Origin of the sequence: Bradyrhizobium sp. 172 (assembly GCF_023101065.1) — a bacterium.
GTDB classification, from domain to species: Bacteria; Pseudomonadota; Alphaproteobacteria; order Rhizobiales; family Xanthobacteraceae; genus Bradyrhizobium; species Bradyrhizobium canariense_D.
The window spans coordinates 5,349,388-5,365,620 of the sequence record NZ_CP064701.1; the positions used below are offsets into that span (position 1 = coordinate 5,349,388).

Genomic DNA, 16,233 nt, shown 5'->3' on the forward strand with positions numbered 1-16,233 from the left:
ATCAGCACCAGCCTTCGCAACAGTCACGACTATTCGACGGGGTGTCCGATCGCGGCGCCGAGCTCGCGGAGCAGGCGGTCGGACAGCTGGCCGGTGACCTGCATCTTGTGCTCGCGCTCGAATTTCTGGATCGCGGACTGGGTCTCGGCGCCCATCGCCCCCGTGATCTTCAAATTCCCGTAGCCATATTCGGACAGCGCGCGCTGCACGCCGGCGATGCGCCGCGCGGCCGGGCTCTGCTGCACGGGGATCGGCGCCGGAGGACGCGTGACGGAGGGCGGCGCCGAAATCGTTTGCTTGACCAGATTGGTCATGGGATCGCCCGAGCGCGGCGTCGATGCGGTCGCCTCGACGGGCCTCTCCGGCGGCTTTTCCGCAGGTCTGGGTTCGGCACGAAACTCCGTCGCTCTCGGCTCGAGCGGCGAGGTATCGGCGCCGACGGGACGCGGACGCGGCAAGGGGTTCGACAGCGCCAGGGACGACGGTGCGGGAAGATTGATCACGGTGCCGAACATCGGCGCTGGATGCCGGCCGGTCTGCAGGAACAGCGCATTGGCAACGATCGCGCCGATGGCGGCAACGGCGACGAGACCGGCCAGGGTATCCTTGGGGCTATGCAGCAGCACGCGCAGCACGAGATTGCGCTCGGTCTCGACATCGATGACCGCGGCCTTGGCGCCACGGCGGCGCGGAGCGGCTTCGTCCTTGGCAGACTTTTTAGGCACTTTTCTTCACCAGAGCGGGTTGGTCCTGAACTTGGTCGTGAGGATGGTCCTGAACTTCCTGGCGTAGCACCGGCGTCAGGGTCGCGATCTTGCTCTCGCTCGCCTTGCTGTCGGACATCTTGCCATCAGAAGTCTTCATATCAGACGTCTTGGCTTGCGGCGTGTAGACGAGCGGCAGCTTGACGGTGACGGCAGTGCCCTCGCCGAGCCTGCTTTGTACCGTCAATTCGCCGAGATGCAACGCCACCAGGCTCTTCACGATCGAAAGTCCGAGGCCGGTGCCTTCGTGACGGCGCTGATAGGTCTTGCCGGCCTGGAAGAACGGCGCGCCGATGCGCTTGAGATCGTCAGGCGCGATGCCTATACCGGTGTCGCTGACGCGCAGCGCAAGCTGCGAGCCCGAGACCGCGGCCGTGACGGTGACCTGACCGCCACGCTCGGTGAACTTGACGGCGTTCGCGACGAGGTTGAGCACGATCTGCTTGAAGGCGCGCGGATCGCCGGTCATGACAGGCAGGTCCTGCGGCGCATCGGTGACGAGATCGACGCCGTTCTCCCGCGCCTTCAGCGCCAGCAGATTGCAGCAATGCATCAATGATGCACGCGGCGCGAACGGTTCGGACGCCATCTCGAAATTGCCCGACTCCATCTTGGACATGTCCAGGATGCCGTTGACGACCGAGAGCAGATGCTGGCCGGAATCGTTGATGAGCTGGGCGTATTCCCTCCGCTGGGCCGCGCCCAGCATCAAGGTCTGCTCCTGCGTGATCATCTCGGAGAAGCCGATGATGGCGTTCAGCGGCGTGCGCAGCTCATGGCTCATGGTGGCGAGGAAGCGCGTCTTGGCGGCGTCCGCCGCCTCTGCAGCGCTGCGCGCCTGATCGAACGCCTGCTCCCCCAGCTTGCGGTCGGTGACATCGCGCATCACGGCGACGACATCGGCCTCGCGCGTGGCATCACGGCCCAGATCCTGATCGAGCGGGCGGCAGCGCATCTCGACCCAGATGAAATCAACCTGGCCGCGCTCCGAGCCGGCACGCTCCCGGCGCAACCGGAACTCAACGCTACGCACGTCGCCGCGCGCGGCATCGGACAGCGCCGTCAGATACGCCGGCCGATCGGCGACATGGACGCGATCGAACAGGCCGTGGCCGAGCAGCTGCGCGACGGGCACGCCGAGCATGGCTTCCACCGCCGGTGAAATGAACTGCACCGCGCCGTTGCGCTGATGCCGCGAGATGACGTCGCTCATGTTCCGCGCCAGGAGGCGGTAACGCTCTTCCTCACGCAACAGGAGCGCAACGCTGGTGCGCGCGAGCGATTCCGCTCCGAAGGCCAGACCTGCGGCATAGAGCGTCGCCGAGGCGACGCCGAACGCTATCAGCACGCCGCGTTCCGCAGCGCTGGTATCGCCAATCGTCAGCCAGCCGAGCTGGCTGACGAGGATCAGGATGCCGGCGCAGGACAGCGCCAGCAGCGAGGCAAAGGCCGCGACGCGGCGCGAGGCCGACAGCGCAGCTTCGAGGGGAACGACAACCAGCCAGATTGCGGCGAATGATTCGATGCCGCCGGTCGTCACCGCAACCGCCATGATCAGGCCCGAGAGCGCCAGCGACGACAGCACATGCGCGCCTTCGTAACGGCCGGTGCGCGACAGGAACCAGGACAACAGGATCGGCGCAATCAGCCAGGCGAAGGCTGCCACCTCGATCGCGCTCGGCGCGCCGCGCATGGCGAGATAGACCGGGAATGCGGCAAAGGCGGCTAGGCTGCCGAGCAGCCGCGGGGCCATGAAGGCACGATGGCGCGCTCGCGTCAGCGCGTCGTAACGCGCGGAGGGATGCAGCAGCGCATCGAGACAATCGCGGATGATACTCAAAACTGTCACGGGTCTCGCGCTTCGGCTCATTCGTCGGGAAGACGCGCCGGAACGCCTCCTTATCGTTGAGCCACCGTGTCAGAGCGACCTTAAACGAACACTAAGGCATCGCGGCGCGCCGCCGGACACCCCGTCATCGCAGGGCTTTTTAGACGATTTGACGACGTCATCGGCGAGGATGGTGAACACAGGGTTTCACCGTGATGCGCATGGTTTCGAAATGGTGGACGGGCGTGGCGGCAGCGCTCACGGCACGGACGTCAATCGAAAATTTACGACACCATCGATAGCAAAGATTCTTGAGTCAATTTTCCGCGAATTAAGCGGAAGGCAATCACTTGCGATTTATCGAGAGTTGCTAGGTCCGACATCCGCGGAGATCGCCGCGGCGGGATCTAACATACAGGTCGCAAGATGCGCTTTCTGCTTCGCATCACATTCTGGCTCGGGCTGGTGCTGGTGCTCCTGCCGCGGGACAAGACGCCCGAATCGGACAAGCTGCCGCAGATCGGCGCTGCCGACGCGGTGCAGGCTGCGACCGCGGCCGTCTCCGACATGACCCAGTTCTGCAAGCGCCAGCCAGCGGCCTGCGAGGTCGGCGGACAGGCCGCCACCATCATCGGCCAGCGGGCGCAGGACGGCGCAAAGAAGATCTACCAGATCATCAACGACAAGAAAGAGCAGCTCGAGAAGCCCGACAAGAAGGCGCCCGACCACACCGGCTCGATCGCGCTGGCCGGCGAAGGCGATCTTGCTGCGAGCGAGGCGCCGCGCGACACCCTGTCCCAGGACGACCTCGCGCTGGAATGGCGCGGCCCGGCGCCCGCGACAGCGAATTAGGGCCCAAACCCTATCGATTTCGGCGCTTTGCGTCCCTATATTGGCCTGAACGGGAACTTTGGGCCAGCATGACGACGATCGATGAAATCAGGGATAATTTCGAGATTCTGGACGAGTGGGACGACCGCTATCGGTACGTCATCGAGCTCGGCCGCACCCTGGAACCGATGTCCGAAGCCGAGCATTCGGCCGAGAACAAGGTGAATGGCTGTGTCAGCCAGGTCTGGCTTCAGAAGCTGATTGATCGTCGCGATGACGGCGCGCCGATCCTGACATATCGCGGCGACAGTGACGCCCACATCGTGCGCGGGCTGGTCGCGATCGTGCTGTCGCTTTACTCCGGCCGCACGCCACAGGAGATTCTTGCGACCGACGCCATTGCCGTATTCGACGAGTTCGGCTTTCGCGACCATCTGACGCCGCAGCGTTCCAACGGCCTGCGCTCGATGGTCGAGCGGATCAAGACCGACGCGAAAGAGGCGCTCGCGGAAGCGTCGTAGAAACTCTACTTCCGCTTCCGCTGCTGCTGTCCCAGTCCCATCTGCTTCGCAAGCTGCGAGCGGGCCACCGCATAGTTCGGTGCGACCATGGGATAGTCGGCCGGCAGGCCCCATTTCTCGCGATATTGCTCCGGCGTCATGTTGTATTGGGTGCGCAGATGGCGCTTCAGCGACTTGAAGCGCTTGCCGTCTTCCAGACAAACCAGATAATCGGGCGCGATCGACTTCTTCAGCGAGACCGCCGGCTTCGCTGGCTCGAGCGGCGCCGTCTCGGTGCGGCCTGACGAAACGCGCACCAGCGCGCCATGCACCTGGCTGATCAGATTCGGAATCTCAGCCGCAGGCGTTGGATTGTTGCTGAGATAGGCCGACACGATGCCCGCCGTCAGCTCAACGAAATTCTTAGCCCCAGCATCCGACATAAGCCCCGCCTTTCTCCACCTTGCGTCTCACGCGAGAGACGACGCCAAAGTATTCCGTGTCAACAATACGTTCGGCTGAAATGGGACGACTAAGGAATCCGGGCTGATTACTGACGAAGTGACAAGAACACCACCGCTTTACTTGTCTACGCTAGCCTTTGCCTGCACCAGATTTGCCTGCGCCCGCTCTCAAGCGCCGCGCTGGTCGAGGTGGGAGCGCAGCTCGTCGATCGAGGCAAAGCGCATCATCCCCTCAGGCATCTGGGCTTCGATCGAGCCATCGGAATAGAGCGAATAAGCCATGCCGTCGACGATGCCGGATTTGAGCACGGTCACAGGCGCCTGCTCGGCCGCAGCCGCAGGCTCGGGTGCGGGCGGCGGAGCAGGCTCAGCGAAGGTCGACGGCGAGCGCGGTGGCGGGCGCCGCGCGGCGGCCGGCGGCTCCGGAGGCCTCATACGGTCCGGCTTCGGCCAGGCGTCGTCAAAGCTCGCAGGCGGCGTCTCCGGGGCGGCAGGCTCCGCCGACGGCTCGGCATGCGGCAGCGGCGGCAAGCCCTCGCCGGTCTTCGCTTCCGCGCGCTCACGCTCCTTGCGGGAGGTCGAGGCGAACAACAGGTTGCGCCGGCGCGGCGGTTCCGGAACCTCAGGCGGGCTCGGAGCTTCCGGCGCTGGCGGCGGCTCGACGCGCGGACGCTCGCGCGCGGCTGCTTCGTTCTGCCAAGGCGGCGGTCCTGCGGCCGGCAATGGCGGCGCCGGCTCCATCTTCTCGGCGCCCGCCGGCTCAGGCGCGGGGGCAGGCGTCCCGGCCATCCCGAGACCCGGCAGCACGGGCCTGACCCGAACGTCGGATGGTGCAATTGATCCAGCCAGCCGGCGAGCGATGCCCTTCAACTCCGCGACCACCACGTAGAGGCCGGCCAGTAACAGTCCGGAGCAGACGCCGATGGTACCGGAGATTATGAGGGTACTGCCGAGACTGAATTCCCTGACGGTGAAGCCGAACAGGATCGCAAGGAGGCCCGCCAAAACGGCGAAAATCCCCGCGATCAACAATGCCAACGCCATCGAACTCACCCCCGGCCGCGCAGCCATACGCGACACTCGTCACGCCACGATACCGTCATCCGGTGTTCCACGCCAACGTCGAATTATAGGCTGCGTTCCTAAAGGAAAGGAAATCAGGGACTTATTCACATTCCCTTCAGCTACGGCTCGCTACTTCTAGGCTGCTCTCAAGTTGGTCGGATTTGCTGCGTTGCATCAGGAATTTAGCCATAATGCCCAATTACTTGGTAATGGAACTGCGCTATAGGGATTCCGGGGAGCAGGCCCGCGCGCACCAGCAGGGCCAAGAGGGGATTCCGGGTCACCAATAGCCATGACATCCATCACGACTTCGGCGATCGACACGCCTCTGCGGCGCTCGGTTGAACGGACTTGCGACGATCTCGCCATGCTGGTGCTGGCTGCGGTCGCCGTCATTGCAGGCTTGACCTTCCGCGACTATGGGCTCGGCTGGGACGACTACACCCACGCCGAATATGCCGACCTGCTGCTGCGCATGTTCGGTTCCGGTTTCAAGGACACCGCGGCACTCTCCTTCGCCAACCTCTATATGTATGGCGGCGGCTTCGACATGGTCGCGGCCCTCCTGCACAAGGTGATTCCGCTCGAGCTGTTCGAGACGCGCCGTCTGGTCGGCGCCGTCGTCGGCGTGATCGGACTTGCCGTGACGTGGCGGCTCGGCCGCCGTATCGGCGGCCCGCTTGCGGGACTTGCCTCACTCTTGCTGCTCGCGCTCTGCCCCATCTTCTACGGCCACATGTTCATGAACCCGAAGGATGCGCCCTTCGCCGTGGCCATGATCATCCTGATGCTGGGCCTTGTGCGCCTCGCCGAGGAATATCCGCGGCCTTCGCCGCGCACGATCTTGATCGTCGGCCTTGGTGCCGGCCTCTCGCTCGGCACCCGCATCCTCGGCGGCCTTGCGCTGGTCTATGCCGTAATCGGCTTCATGCCGCTGTTCCTGGAGGAACTGCGCAGCGAGGGCCTGCGCGAGTCGGTCCGACGCTTCGCTCATGTCGTCTACGTGCTGCTGCCCGGCCTCGTGCTCGGCTATCTCGTGATGGGGCTGATCTGGCCGTGGTCGATCATGGAGCCCGGCAATCCCTTCGAGGCGCTGACCTACTTCTCGCACTTCTTCGAGAAACCCTGGAAGGAGATGTTCGACGGCGCGATCGTATCCGTGCCTGACATGCCCTGGTCCTATCTGCCGACGCTGTTCGCACTTCAGTTGCCCGAGGTGATGCTAGTGCTGACGTTCGGCGCCGTGATCGGCACCTTGGTTATGCTGCCCCGCCGCGAGGTCCCAGCCCGCCGCAAGACCATCCTGCTGATGCTCACGCTCGCCGCGACGCTGCCGCTCGCGATCGCGATGGTGAAGCGACCGGCGCTGTACAATGGCATCCGCCATTTCGTCTTCGTGATCCCGCCGATGGCGGTGCTCGGCGGCGTCGCCTTTGGCTGGGCCATGGAGCGCCTGCGCGCCAATCATCGCACCTGGCAGCCGGTCGTGCTCGCCACCTTCTGCTTTGGCCTTGCGCTCTCGCTCGCCGAGATGATCCGCCTGCATCCCTATCAATACACCCACTTCAACCACATCGCCGGCACCGTGCGCGGCGCCGACGACCGCTTCATGCTGGATTATTGGGGCCTCGCGCTGAAGCAGGCCTCCGACGAATTGCGCGAGCAGCTGGTCGAACGCCAGGAAGTGCCGCCGCGCAACCGGAAATGGAAGGTCGCCGTGTGCGGTCCGCAGCGTCCCGCCCAGGTCGCGCTCGGCCCCGACTTCACCATTGGCTGGGATTCCAATGCCGCCGATTTCGCCATGACGCTCGGTGAGTTCTACTGCAAGGGCCTCACCGCCCCCGTGCTGGTCGAGATCAAGCGCGACGACGTGGTGTTCGCCCGCGTCTACGATATCCGCGGCAGCAGCATTTCCAGCCTGCTCTCGATCCCGGCGCCGTAAAAATTCTTCTCTCTTGTAGGACCGTAGCCCGGATGAGCGCAGCGACATCCGGGGCCTATCAGGCAGCCCCGCATGTCGCTTCGCCCATGCGGGCTACGCTGGACTGCCGCGCTTTGTGTGCCTTGCTGGCAGGTCGCGGCAGGACTACGCTCCCTCCCTGCAACAACGATGTTCGGAGAGATCAGCCATGTCGCCAGCGGAAGCGCGCCTGAAGGAAGTGCCGTCGAACATGACGGAGGCCGAGTGGCAGCAACGGGTCAATCTCGCCGCCTGCTATCGCCTCGTCTCGCTCTACGGCTGGGACGACTTGGTCGACACCCACATCTCAGCGCGCGTGCCCGGCCCCGACCATCATTTCCTCATCAACCCCTACGGGCTGATGTTCGACGAGATCACGGCGTCGAGCCTCGTCAAGGTCGATCTGCACGGCAACCAGCTCTCCGAGAGCGAATACAGCGTCAACCCCGCCGGCTTCACCATCCACTCGGCGATCCACGAGGTTCGCGAGGACGCCATCTGCGTGCTGCATCTTCACACCCTCGACGGCACCGCTGTCTCGAGCAGCGCCGAAGGCCTGCTGCCGCTGAACCAGACCGCCCAGCTCGTCACCCACGACCTCGCCTATCACGACTATGAAGGTATCGCCCTCGACCACGACGAGCGGCCGCGGCTGCAGAAGGACCTAGGCGACCACAACCACATGCTCTTGCGCAACCACGGCACGCTGACGGTCGGGCGCTCGGTCGCCTCGGCCTTCGAGCGCATGTATCACCTCGAGCGAGCCTGCTCGATGCAGGTGCGTACGCGCGCGCTGGGCACGCCGGTCTACCCGGTCGACGATGTCGCGATCGACAAGAACACCGAGCTGCTCGCCAACCGCGACCGCGCCGAGCTGCGCGCCACCAACCTCGTGTGGCCACCGCTGCTACGCAAGCTGGACCGCGAGCTTCCGGGCTACCGCTCTTGAAATTTTCGGGATTTGGTGTAGGGTAACGGTCAACGAACCTCTACGCCTTTTGGAATGAAACGCCGCCCAATTCCGGGCGGCGTTTTTATTTGGCCCCGTCATTGCGAGGAGCGAAGCGACGAAGCAATCCAGGCTGGCGCCGGAGAGAGATTTCTGGATTGCTTCGCTACGCTCGCAATGACGAGGAAAGAGCGCCCTACTTCACCTCCGCCAGCGCCGCGAGGATGCGGGCCCAGGAACGGATGCCTTTCTGGAAACTGCGGAGGTCGTACTTCTCGTTCGGCGAGTGGATATTGTCGTCGTCGAGGCCGAAACCGACGAGCAGCGAATCCAGCCCAAGCGTACGCTTGAAGTCCGCGACGATCGGGATCGAGGCGCCCGAGCCCATCAACACGGTCTCCTTGCCCCATTCCTCGGTCAGCGCGGTCTTGGCCGCGGCGAGCGGCTTCATGTTCCAGTCGAGCGCAATCGCAGGCCCGGCAGAGTGGTCGCCGAACTCGACCTTGCAGTCTCCCGGAATGCGCGCCGTCACGTACTCACGGAAAGCCTTGCGGATCTTTTGCGGATCCTGCCCTTCGACCAGTCGGAACGAGACCTTGGCCGAGGCGTGCGACGGGATCACCGTCTTCGAGCCCTCACCGATATAACCGCCCCAGATGCCGTTGACGTCGCAGGTCGGACGCGTGGAAGCTTGCTCGACCAGGAGCCTGCCCTTCTCGCCGGCCGGTATCGATAGCCCAACGGGCTTGAGGAATGTGTCCGGCGTGAAATCGAGCTTCTTCCACTGCGCGAGAATATCCGGCGGCGTGTCCTTCACCCCATCATAGAAGCCCGGAATGGTGATGCGATTGTCGTCGTCGAACAGCGCGCCGAGAATTTTGGTCAGCACCCGGATCGGGTTCATCGCGCTACCGCCGAACACGCCGGAATGCAGGTCGCGATTGGCGGCGGTGATCTTGAGCTCCTCATAGAGCAGGCCGCGCAGCGAGGTCGTGATCGCCGGCGTGTTGCGGTCCCACATGCCGGTGTCGCAGACCAGCACGTAGTCAGCCTTAAACTCGTCCTTGTTGGCTTCGATGAAGGGCACGAAGTTCTTCGAGCCGACTTCTTCCTCGCCTTCAATCAAAAACGTGACGTCGATCGGCAGCGACCCCGTCACCTTCTTCCAGGCGCGGCAGGCCTCGACGAAGGTCATGACCTGGCCCTTGTCGTCCTCGGCGCCGCGCGCCACGATGATCTTGCGGCCATCGGCATGGTCGGTCACAACAGGCTCGAATGGCGGGCGGTGCCAGAGCTCGAGCGGATCGACCGGCTGCACATCATAGTGGCCGTAGAACAGCACATGCGGACGGCCGCCCGCGAAGCTCTTGCCGACGACCGCGGGATGGCCGGCGGTTGGCCTCACTTCAGTGGCAACGCCGAGGCTCGCGATGTCCCTGGCAAGATGCTCGGCCGCCGCCTTGCAATCGGCCGCGAAGGCCGGATCGGCGGAGATCGACTTGATCCGCAACAGCGAGAACAGGCGCTCCAGGCTGTTGTCGAACTCCTTATCGATGTGGTCGAGCACGGATTGAAGCTGCGCATTTGCCATTGGTCGTATTCCCTGCGTTCGAATCCCAAGACGTCGGGGCTCAAGATGTCTTCTCAAGAACTATCGGCTTTTAGCGCTGCCGCGGCGTTGGGGCCAGCCGCAACCGGCGGATGCCGGATGTGCCATGCGAGACTAGCTGCGAGCACCGCCGTGGCGACGAGGTTGTTGCCCCAGGCCTGCAAGACATTTGGAAACCACGGCAGCGCCAGCAGCATGAGGATGCCGGCGGCGCCAAGGGCGAGCCAGGTTCCAAGGCGCACGTTCGCCCGCTCGTCGAAGGCGGCACGATGCATCAGCACCGTCATCGGGAAGAACAGCCACATGAAGTAGTATTGCCGCGCCAGAGGCGATGCCACCGTCATCAGGCAGAACAGGATGCCGAGTTCCTCGGCGTCCGAACGCGCCGTGCGCCGCGCTTGCCGTGGCATGACCGCGACGAAGCCGAGTCCGAGCAACGCCGACAGCGCCAGCACGATCCAGTTCGCCGTCCTGTAATCGACGTCGATGACATTCATCGTGCGCGGCGGCTTGCTCGGATCCTCCTGATTGTAGTTGATTGGCCGGACCAGCCGGTGCGTGACAGCAATGAGTGACTGGTTCACCCACGACCAGTTCTGCTCGTCGCGCTGGCCAAATCCTTTTTCCGAACTCGACCCGACCATGCCCTGATACCAGGTCTTGACCTCGGCGGCGTTGCGCTCGAAGCCGCGAATGGGGGCCGGCACGATATAGAGAAGTATGCCGGCGAACGCGACCGTAGCGACGGCGGCTCCCCACTTTCGCCGCCAGACCAGATAGGGCAGCACCGCAATGGGAAACACCTTGATGGCGGCGGCGAGCGCGAACATGAAGCCTGCGAGCCAGGAGCGCTGATGCTGCAAACTCCAGAAGCCGTAGAGCATCATCGCCAGCAAGACGAGGTTCGGCTGGCCAAGATCGAACATGTCGAACACGAAGGTCACGGTGACGAGAGCGGGCAGCGCCTCCAGCCAAGGGCCAGGCGTCCGGCCCGAACCGCTCATGGCATTGGAGAGCATCCCGGTGTACCACCACGCCGCAATATTCAGGATCGACAGCACGCTGTAGAGCGCGATCTTGCCGAACCAGCTCGGGACTGCCAGCAGGATCGCCGGCAGCGGTGGGTAGATGAACTCGAAGTACTGGTGGATATCGCCGGGATAGAGCGGCCCACCCTTCAAGACCTGCTGCCCGGCCCAGTACCACAGGCCGTAGTCCTTGGTCTTGCCGTGCCCGAAGATCTCGGGACCAAGGACATCGGCAGCCAGGATGAAGCAGCAGAGCAGGAAGAGCAGGTCGAGTGGCGCACGCAACGACAGGGTTCGGAGTGCGCCGGATCGAACGAAAGATTTAGGTGAGGTCACGATGTGGTCCAGTCAGGGGCCATAGCACCTAGCAGACCAACGAACGCTTGGAGAGTCCTGATCACCCGAATTTGTACCCGCCGCGCACAAGCGGCGGGTTTGCGGAGGAGTTGCCTCAAACGAGGCTTTCTGCCTACCTGCGCAGCAAGCCGCCGAGCGCGCCGCGGACCAGCGTGCGGCCGATCGAGCCACCAAGCTGGCCGGCGACGGACTTGCCGATATTGGCCGCCATCCCCCCGATTACCTGATTGGTGACCGATCGGGTCACGTCGCGGGCGATGACCTGGCCCGTCGAGAGGCGGCCGCGCTTGACGTTCGTGCCGAAGATGGTGCCGACCATCGAGCCGATCTGGCCGAGGATGCCACCGCCTCCAATGCCGCCGGCCGCGCCGGGATCGGCAGTCGCCGCCGTGCCGGCAATGCGCTTCTGGATGATCTCGTAGGCGGACTCTGCATCAACGGCGGTGTCGTATTTGCCCTTCACCGGGCTTGCATCCATGATCGCCTTGCGCTCTTCCGGCGTGATCGGTCCGATCCGGGCCGATGGCGGCCGGATCATCACCCGCTCGACCATCGCCGGCGTGCCGTTGCCTTCGAGAAAGGACACCAGCGCCTCGCCCTTGCCGAGCTCCATGATCACCTTGGCGGTGTCGAGCTTCGGGTTGGGGCGGAAGGTCTGGGCCGCAGCGGCGACCGCCTTCTGGTCGCGCGGGGTGAAGGCGCGCAGCGCGTGCTGCACCCGGTTGCCCAATTGTCCGAGCACGCGGTCGGGCACGTCGACCGGGTTTTGAGTCACGAAATAAACGCCGACGCCTTTGGAGCGGATCAGGCGCACCACCTGCTCGATCTTGTCCATCAGCGCCTTGGGCGCGTCGTTGAACAACAGATGCGCCTCGTCGAAGAAGAAGACCAGCTTCGGCTTGGGCAGGTCACCGGCCTCGGGCAGCTCCTCGAACAATTCCGACAGCATCCACAGCAGGAATGTCGCGTAAAGCCGTGGGCTCTGCAGCAGTTTGTCGGCGACGAGGATGTTGACCATGCCGCGGTCGTCGCGGTCGGTCTTCATGAAGTCCTTCAGCGTCAGCGCCGGCTCGCCGAAGAATTTGGTGGCGCCCTGGTTCTCGAGCACCAGAAGCTGGCGCTGGATGGTGCCGACCGTGGCCTTGGTGACATTACCAAAACCCTGCGCCGCCTTCTTGATCTCGGCAAGCGGACTGTCCTCGGCATCCGTCCCCTTCTTGCCCGCATCGGGCACGATGGCATCGAGCAGCGCGCGCAGATCCTTCATGTCGATCAGGGTCAGCCCGTTGTCGTCGGCGACGCGAAAGGCGACGTTGAGCACGCCTTCCTGCACGTCGTTCAGGTCCAGCATACGTGCGAGCAGCAGCGGGCCCATTTCTGTGACGGTCGCACGGACCGGGTGGCCCTGCTCGCCGAACACGTCCCAGAACACCGTCGAGAACTGGTCGGGCTCGAACGTCAGTCCCATCTCGGTGGCGCGCTTGACGATGAAATCCGCGGGCACGCCGACCTCGGAGATGCCCGAGAGGTCGCCCTTGATGTCGGCCGCGAAGACCGGAACACCGGCGCGCGCAAATCCTTCCGCCATAACCTGCAGCGAGACCGTCTTGCCGGTTCCGGTTGCACCTGTGACGAGGCCGTGGCGATTGGCGAACGCCAGCGTCAGCCAAGCCTGCTCGTTTCCTTTACCGACGAAGATTTTGTCGTCGGTATCACCGAGCTTGCTGTCCTGTGCGGTCATTATTCCCTGATCTCTCTGCCCTGTTTCGCATATCGAAACTCGAATGCACAGTTCCGTAGTTTAACGCATGTCGCGCGCTGATTGAAACCATTCGACGCGCTCCGGGCATGCGACATCGTCGGAAATATGCAGGTGGACATCCGCCGAAAGTAGGAAGGACGCATTCGCATCGCGGCATTTTTTTGCCGATTTCATCTCCGCTCTTGCATCACTGCAACACTTCTCGCGCGTTCGAGAATGAATCGGAACGTTGATGGCGTTCATCGCTTGTATTTCACACCACACCGGCTCAAGATCATTTTCGAAAGCAATACTCCGGCATGTGAACCGGCTGAGGGGCGGCCATATGGACGAGCTAATCGGGCGGCTGGCGACAAACGCCAGCATAGATAGTGCTGTCGCCGAAAAGACCGTCGGCATTATCTTGGGCTTCCTCCGCAACGAGGGTCCTTCCGACAGCGTCCAGGTCCTGATCGACCAGATTCCAGGTGCAGAAGCGGCAATCGAGGCATCCGGCACCGGCGGAGGACTGTCGCGGCTGATGGGCGGCGGCCTGATGGCGGTCGGCACGCGCCTGATGGGCCTGGGACTTGGCATGTCCGAGATTCAGAACATCGCCCGTGAACTTTTTCGCTTCGGCCGAGACAAAATCGGAGCGGATCAGATGGGCAAGATCATCGCGGGGACCCCGGGCCTCAGCCAGTTCGCCTGACGCCTGCGCATTTCACATCGAGTATCATGACATATCCGATCTCCGAGATTGAGGGCCTGTCGGCCTTTGCCGCCAACAAGTTGAAGGCGCAGGGTATCCGCACCACCGACGCGCTGCTTGAGGCGGCTTCGACCGTGAAGGGCCGCAAGGCGCTCTCCGTGAAGACCGGCATCAGCGAGCAGTTGCTGCTGGAATGGGCCAACGTCTCCGACTACATGCGCATCCCCGGCATGGGCAGGGCCAAGGTCGGTCTGGTCCGCGCCGCCGGCGTCACCACCGTGCGCGAGCTCGCCTACCGTAACCCGGCAAGGCTCGCCCAGAGCATGCGGGACGCCAACGAGAAGAAAAAGCTGCTCCGCATCCTGCCCTCGGAGAAGTCGGTCGGCGACATCATCGCCAAGGCGAAGAAGCTGCCGCCGAAGATTTCGTATTAGGACTGCTGCTCTCCGCATACGGGTGGGCGCTACTCTCTCGGCATTGTTTTGCCCGATGAGCAACAATGCATCCCAACTCTGCCGTCATACCCCGCGAAAGCGGGGTATCCAGTACGCCGCGGCTCCTCCGTATCGCGGCACTGTCTCTGGATACTGGATTGCCCGCTTTCGCGGGCAATGACAGCGAGGGTGTGCGACGCCCTGTCCAAACGCTGGCAACCCACGCCTTCCCGTCTTGACTCCCCCTCCCCGACCGCTAAAGCGGGCCGCATGAATGCCTCGCCCTCCCCATCCGTCCCGGCGGCCGGTTCAGTCGGGCTTGACGTGCTGCGGACGTTACTGGAGCGGCCGATCCCGGCGGTGATGGGCGTGCTCAACGTCACCCCGGATTCATTCTCCGACGGCGGCGAATTCATCGCGCCCGAGCAGGCACTCGCGCGGGCGCGGGCGATGATCGAGGTGGGGGTCGACATCATCGATATCGGTGCCGAGTCCACCCGGCCCTACAAGGGCGCCCGGCCGGTCACCGCGGCAGACGAACTGGCCCGGCTCAAGCCGGTGCTATCGGACATCGTGGCGCTCGGCGTGCCGGTCTCGATCGACAGCATGAAGGCCGAGGTGGTGGCCTTTGCGCTCGATCAGGGCGCTGCGATCGCCAACGACGTCTGGGGCCTGCAACGCGACGCCGGCATGGCGCCGCTGGTGGCCGCGAGGAGCGTCCCTGTCATCGTCATGCATAACCGCGACAGGGTCGATCCCGCCATCGACATCATTGCGGACATGAAGGCGTTCTTCCAGCGCTCGCTGGATATCGCGGCACAAGCCGGCATCGCCCGCGACAAGATCGTGCTCGATCCCGGCATCGGCTTCGGCAAGACGGCAGAACAGAGCATGATTGCACTGGCACGACTTCGCGAGCTCGACATGTTCGGCCTGCCGATCCTCGTTGGTGCCTCGCGAAAACGCTTCATCGCCTCGGTGTCGCCGTCGGAGCCGACCGAGCGGCTCGCCGGCTCGATCGCCGCACATCTGCTCGCCGCACAACGCGGCGCGAAAATCATCCGCACCCACGACGTCGCCGAGACCTTGCAGGCCCTGCGAGTGGCGCACGCAATCGAGAGCAAGCCATGACCGATACGATCTTCGTAACCGGCCTGTCGATCCATGCCCGCCACGGCGTGATGGAGCACGAGACCGAGGTCGGCCAACGCTTTGTCATCGACCTCGAGCTCTATACCGACCTGTCGGAGCCTTCCCGCAGCGACCGGCTCGCCGACACCGTGTCCTACGCCGACGTCGTGGCGACCACCACCGCGGCCTTCAAGAACACCAATTACAAGCTACTGGAGCGCGCGGCCGGCGCGGTGGCCGACGCCATCCTGTCGCACTTTCCGCGCATCCGTGCGGTCAAGATCACCGTGCACAAGCCGCATGCGCCGATCGCCGCGATCTTCGACGACGTCGGCGTCATGCTGACGCGCTCGCGGCACCCCTGACATGGCGAGCGTCCTGATTGCGCTCGGCGGCAATGTCGGCGATGTCCGCGCGACCTTCCAGAAGGCAATCGCCCATATCTGCGGCATGGCGCAGGCCGCTTTGATCGCGCGCTCGTCGGACTATGCGACGCCGCCCTGGGGCGACGAGGACCAGGCTCCCTTCATCAACGCCTGCATCGAGATCGAGACCAGCCTTGATCCGCATGCGCTCCTGTTCGTGATGCAGAAGGTCGAGCAGAAATTCGGCCGCACGCGCGATAAAGAGCGGCGCTGGGGCCCGCGCACGCTCGATCTCGACATGATCGCCTATGACGATGTGTCGATGCAGAAGCCTGACCTGACCCTGCCGCATCCGCGCCTATTCGAGCGCGCCTTTGTGCTGGTGCCGCTGGCCGAGATCGCGCCCGACCGCGTGATCGCAGGCATTCGTGTCCATGACGGTCTCGCCAGCGTCTCGACACAAGGCATTGAGCGGCTTCCGGATACCGGTTAACC

At 63.9% G+C, this 16,233-nt stretch carries 17 protein-coding genes; 9 read left to right on the top strand and 8 right to left on the bottom strand.

Annotated elements, in window-relative coordinates:
- Nucleotides 1–29: 29 nt before the first annotated feature.
- Nucleotides 30–725 (bottom strand): peptidoglycan-binding domain-containing protein, encoded by a 696-nt coding sequence (locus tag IVB07_RS25875; protein ID WP_018458487.1) that lies wholly within the window; start codon nt 723–725, stop codon nt 30–32.
- Nucleotides 718–2,634 carry a PAS domain-containing sensor histidine kinase gene (locus IVB07_RS25880; RefSeq protein WP_088930786.1) on the bottom strand — a complete coding sequence of 639 codons (1,917 nt, stop codon included), beginning with the start codon at nt 2,632–2,634 and terminating at the stop codon, nt 718–720. The genes IVB07_RS25875 and IVB07_RS25880 overlap by 8 nt, the downstream gene beginning before the upstream one ends.
- A 384-nt stretch (nt 2,635–3,018) precedes the next feature.
- Between IVB07_RS25880 and IVB07_RS25885 the strand changes: the two genes are divergently transcribed.
- Nucleotides 3,019–3,444 carry a DUF5330 domain-containing protein gene (locus IVB07_RS25885; RefSeq protein ID WP_018458485.1) on the top strand — a complete coding sequence of 142 codons (426 nt, stop codon included), beginning with the start codon at nt 3,019–3,021 and terminating at the stop codon, nt 3,442–3,444.
- A 68-nt stretch (nt 3,445–3,512) separates the two neighbouring features.
- Nucleotides 3,513–3,944, top strand: coding sequence for a SufE family protein (locus IVB07_RS25890; RefSeq protein ID WP_018456863.1), 432 nt, complete (start codon nt 3,513–3,515; stop codon nt 3,942–3,944).
- 5 nt (nt 3,945–3,949) lie between these two features.
- Here IVB07_RS25890 and IVB07_RS25895 read toward each other — a convergent pair whose 3' ends face one another.
- Nucleotides 3,950–4,366, bottom strand: a complete 417-nt coding sequence (locus IVB07_RS25895; protein WP_018456864.1) for a MucR family transcriptional regulator — start codon at nt 4,364–4,366, stop codon at nt 3,950–3,952.
- A 189-nt stretch (nt 4,367–4,555) separates the two neighbouring features.
- A complete protein-coding gene (locus IVB07_RS25900) occupies nt 4,556–5,431 on the bottom strand; it encodes a hypothetical protein (RefSeq protein WP_018456865.1) in 876 nt (291 codons plus the stop codon).
- A 313-nt stretch (nt 5,432–5,744) separates the two neighbouring features.
- Between IVB07_RS25900 and IVB07_RS25905 the strand changes: the two genes are divergently transcribed.
- Both IVB07_RS25905 and IVB07_RS25910 read left to right on the top strand, forming a co-directional pair.
- Nucleotides 5,745–7,394, top strand: coding sequence for a glycosyltransferase family 39 protein (locus IVB07_RS25905; protein WP_247300178.1), 1,650 nt, complete (start codon nt 5,745–5,747; stop codon nt 7,392–7,394).
- 187 nt (nt 7,395–7,581) lie between these two features.
- On the top strand, nt 7,582–8,361 hold the full coding sequence (locus IVB07_RS25910) for a class II aldolase/adducin family protein (RefSeq protein ID WP_018456867.1): 780 nt from the start codon (nt 7,582–7,584) through the stop codon (nt 8,359–8,361).
- Between the two features lie 196 nt (nt 8,362–8,557).
- Here IVB07_RS25910 and IVB07_RS25915 read toward each other — a convergent pair whose 3' ends face one another.
- The 4 genes from IVB07_RS25915 to IVB07_RS25930 form a co-directional block, all read right to left on the bottom strand.
- Nucleotides 8,558–9,952 (bottom strand): M20/M25/M40 family metallo-hydrolase, encoded by a 1,395-nt coding sequence (locus IVB07_RS25915; RefSeq protein WP_018456868.1) that lies wholly within the window; start codon nt 9,950–9,952, stop codon nt 8,558–8,560.
- 53 nt (nt 9,953–10,005) lie between these two features.
- The gene (locus tag IVB07_RS25920) at nt 10,006–11,334 is read right to left on the bottom strand and encodes a glycosyltransferase family 87 protein (RefSeq protein WP_026233257.1); all 1,329 of its coding nucleotides are present in this window, start codon (nt 11,332–11,334) and stop codon (nt 10,006–10,008) included.
- 133 nt (nt 11,335–11,467) lie between these two features.
- Nucleotides 11,468–13,096, bottom strand: a complete 1,629-nt coding sequence (locus IVB07_RS25925; protein WP_247363434.1) for a helicase HerA-like domain-containing protein — start codon at nt 13,094–13,096, stop codon at nt 11,468–11,470.
- 60 nt (nt 13,097–13,156) lie between these two features.
- The gene (locus IVB07_RS25930; protein WP_247363435.1) at nt 13,157–13,360 is read right to left on the bottom strand and encodes a hypothetical protein; all 204 of its coding nucleotides are present in this window, start codon (nt 13,358–13,360) and stop codon (nt 13,157–13,159) included.
- 82 nt (nt 13,361–13,442) lie between these two features.
- Here IVB07_RS25930 and IVB07_RS25935 point away from each other — a divergent pair, with 82 nt between their 5' ends.
- From IVB07_RS25935 to folK, 5 genes are all read left to right on the top strand, one after another.
- The gene (locus IVB07_RS25935; RefSeq protein ID WP_018456871.1) at nt 13,443–13,808 is read left to right on the top strand and encodes a hypothetical protein; all 366 of its coding nucleotides are present in this window, start codon (nt 13,443–13,445) and stop codon (nt 13,806–13,808) included.
- A 26-nt stretch (nt 13,809–13,834) separates the two neighbouring features.
- The gene (locus IVB07_RS25940) at nt 13,835–14,242 is read left to right on the top strand and encodes a DUF4332 domain-containing protein (RefSeq protein ID WP_018456872.1); all 408 of its coding nucleotides are present in this window, start codon (nt 13,835–13,837) and stop codon (nt 14,240–14,242) included.
- A 270-nt stretch (nt 14,243–14,512) separates the two neighbouring features.
- The gene (gene folP, locus IVB07_RS25945; protein ID WP_026233258.1) at nt 14,513–15,373 is read left to right on the top strand and encodes a dihydropteroate synthase; all 861 of its coding nucleotides are present in this window, start codon (nt 14,513–14,515) and stop codon (nt 15,371–15,373) included.
- Nucleotides 15,370–15,738, top strand: a complete 369-nt coding sequence (gene folB / locus IVB07_RS25950) for a dihydroneopterin aldolase (protein ID WP_018456874.1) — start codon at nt 15,370–15,372, stop codon at nt 15,736–15,738. The genes folP and folB overlap by 4 nt, the downstream gene beginning before the upstream one ends.
- A gap of 1 nt (nt 15,739) precedes the next feature.
- The gene (folK, locus tag IVB07_RS25955; RefSeq protein WP_018456875.1) at nt 15,740–16,231 is read left to right on the top strand and encodes a 2-amino-4-hydroxy-6-hydroxymethyldihydropteridine diphosphokinase; all 492 of its coding nucleotides are present in this window, start codon (nt 15,740–15,742) and stop codon (nt 16,229–16,231) included.
- Nucleotides 16,232–16,233 lie beyond the last annotated feature (2 nt).

Bases quoted from the DNA above. Each gene is read 5' to 3' on its own strand.
- IVB07_RS25880 (WP_088930786.1), bottom strand. From the start codon at position 2,634: ATGAGCCGAAGCGCGAGACCCGTGACAGTTTTGAGTATCATCCGCGAT.
- IVB07_RS25885 (WP_018458485.1), top strand. From the start codon at position 3,019: ATGCGCTTTCTGCTTCGCATCACATTCTGGCTCGGGCTGGTGCTGGTG.
- IVB07_RS25890 (WP_018456863.1), top strand. From the start codon at position 3,513: ATGACGACGATCGATGAAATCAGGGATAATTTCGAGATTCTGGACGAG.
- IVB07_RS25895 (WP_018456864.1), bottom strand. From the start codon at position 4,366: ATGTCGGATGCTGGGGCTAAGAATTTCGTTGAGCTGACGGCGGGCATC.
- IVB07_RS25900 (WP_018456865.1), bottom strand. From the start codon at position 5,431: ATGGCGTTGGCATTGTTGATCGCGGGGATTTTCGCCGTTTTGGCGGGC.
- IVB07_RS25905 (WP_247300178.1), top strand. From the start codon at position 5,745: ATGACATCCATCACGACTTCGGCGATCGACACGCCTCTGCGGCGCTCG.
- IVB07_RS25910 (WP_018456867.1), top strand. From the start codon at position 7,582: ATGTCGCCAGCGGAAGCGCGCCTGAAGGAAGTGCCGTCGAACATGACG.
- IVB07_RS25915 (WP_018456868.1), bottom strand. From the start codon at position 9,952: ATGGCAAATGCGCAGCTTCAATCCGTGCTCGACCACATCGATAAGGAG.
- IVB07_RS25925 (WP_247363434.1), bottom strand. From the start codon at position 13,096: ATGACCGCACAGGACAGCAAGCTCGGTGATACCGACGACAAAATCTTC.
- IVB07_RS25930 (WP_247363435.1), bottom strand. From the start codon at position 13,360: ATGAACGCCATCAACGTTCCGATTCATTCTCGAACGCGCGAGAAGTGT.
- IVB07_RS25935 (WP_018456871.1), top strand. From the start codon at position 13,443: ATGGACGAGCTAATCGGGCGGCTGGCGACAAACGCCAGCATAGATAGT.
- IVB07_RS25940 (WP_018456872.1), top strand. From the start codon at position 13,835: ATGACATATCCGATCTCCGAGATTGAGGGCCTGTCGGCCTTTGCCGCC.
- folP (WP_026233258.1), top strand. From the start codon at position 14,513: ATGAATGCCTCGCCCTCCCCATCCGTCCCGGCGGCCGGTTCAGTCGGG.
- folB (WP_018456874.1), top strand. From the start codon at position 15,370: ATGACCGATACGATCTTCGTAACCGGCCTGTCGATCCATGCCCGCCAC.
- folK (WP_018456875.1), top strand. From the start codon at position 15,740: ATGGCGAGCGTCCTGATTGCGCTCGGCGGCAATGTCGGCGATGTCCGC.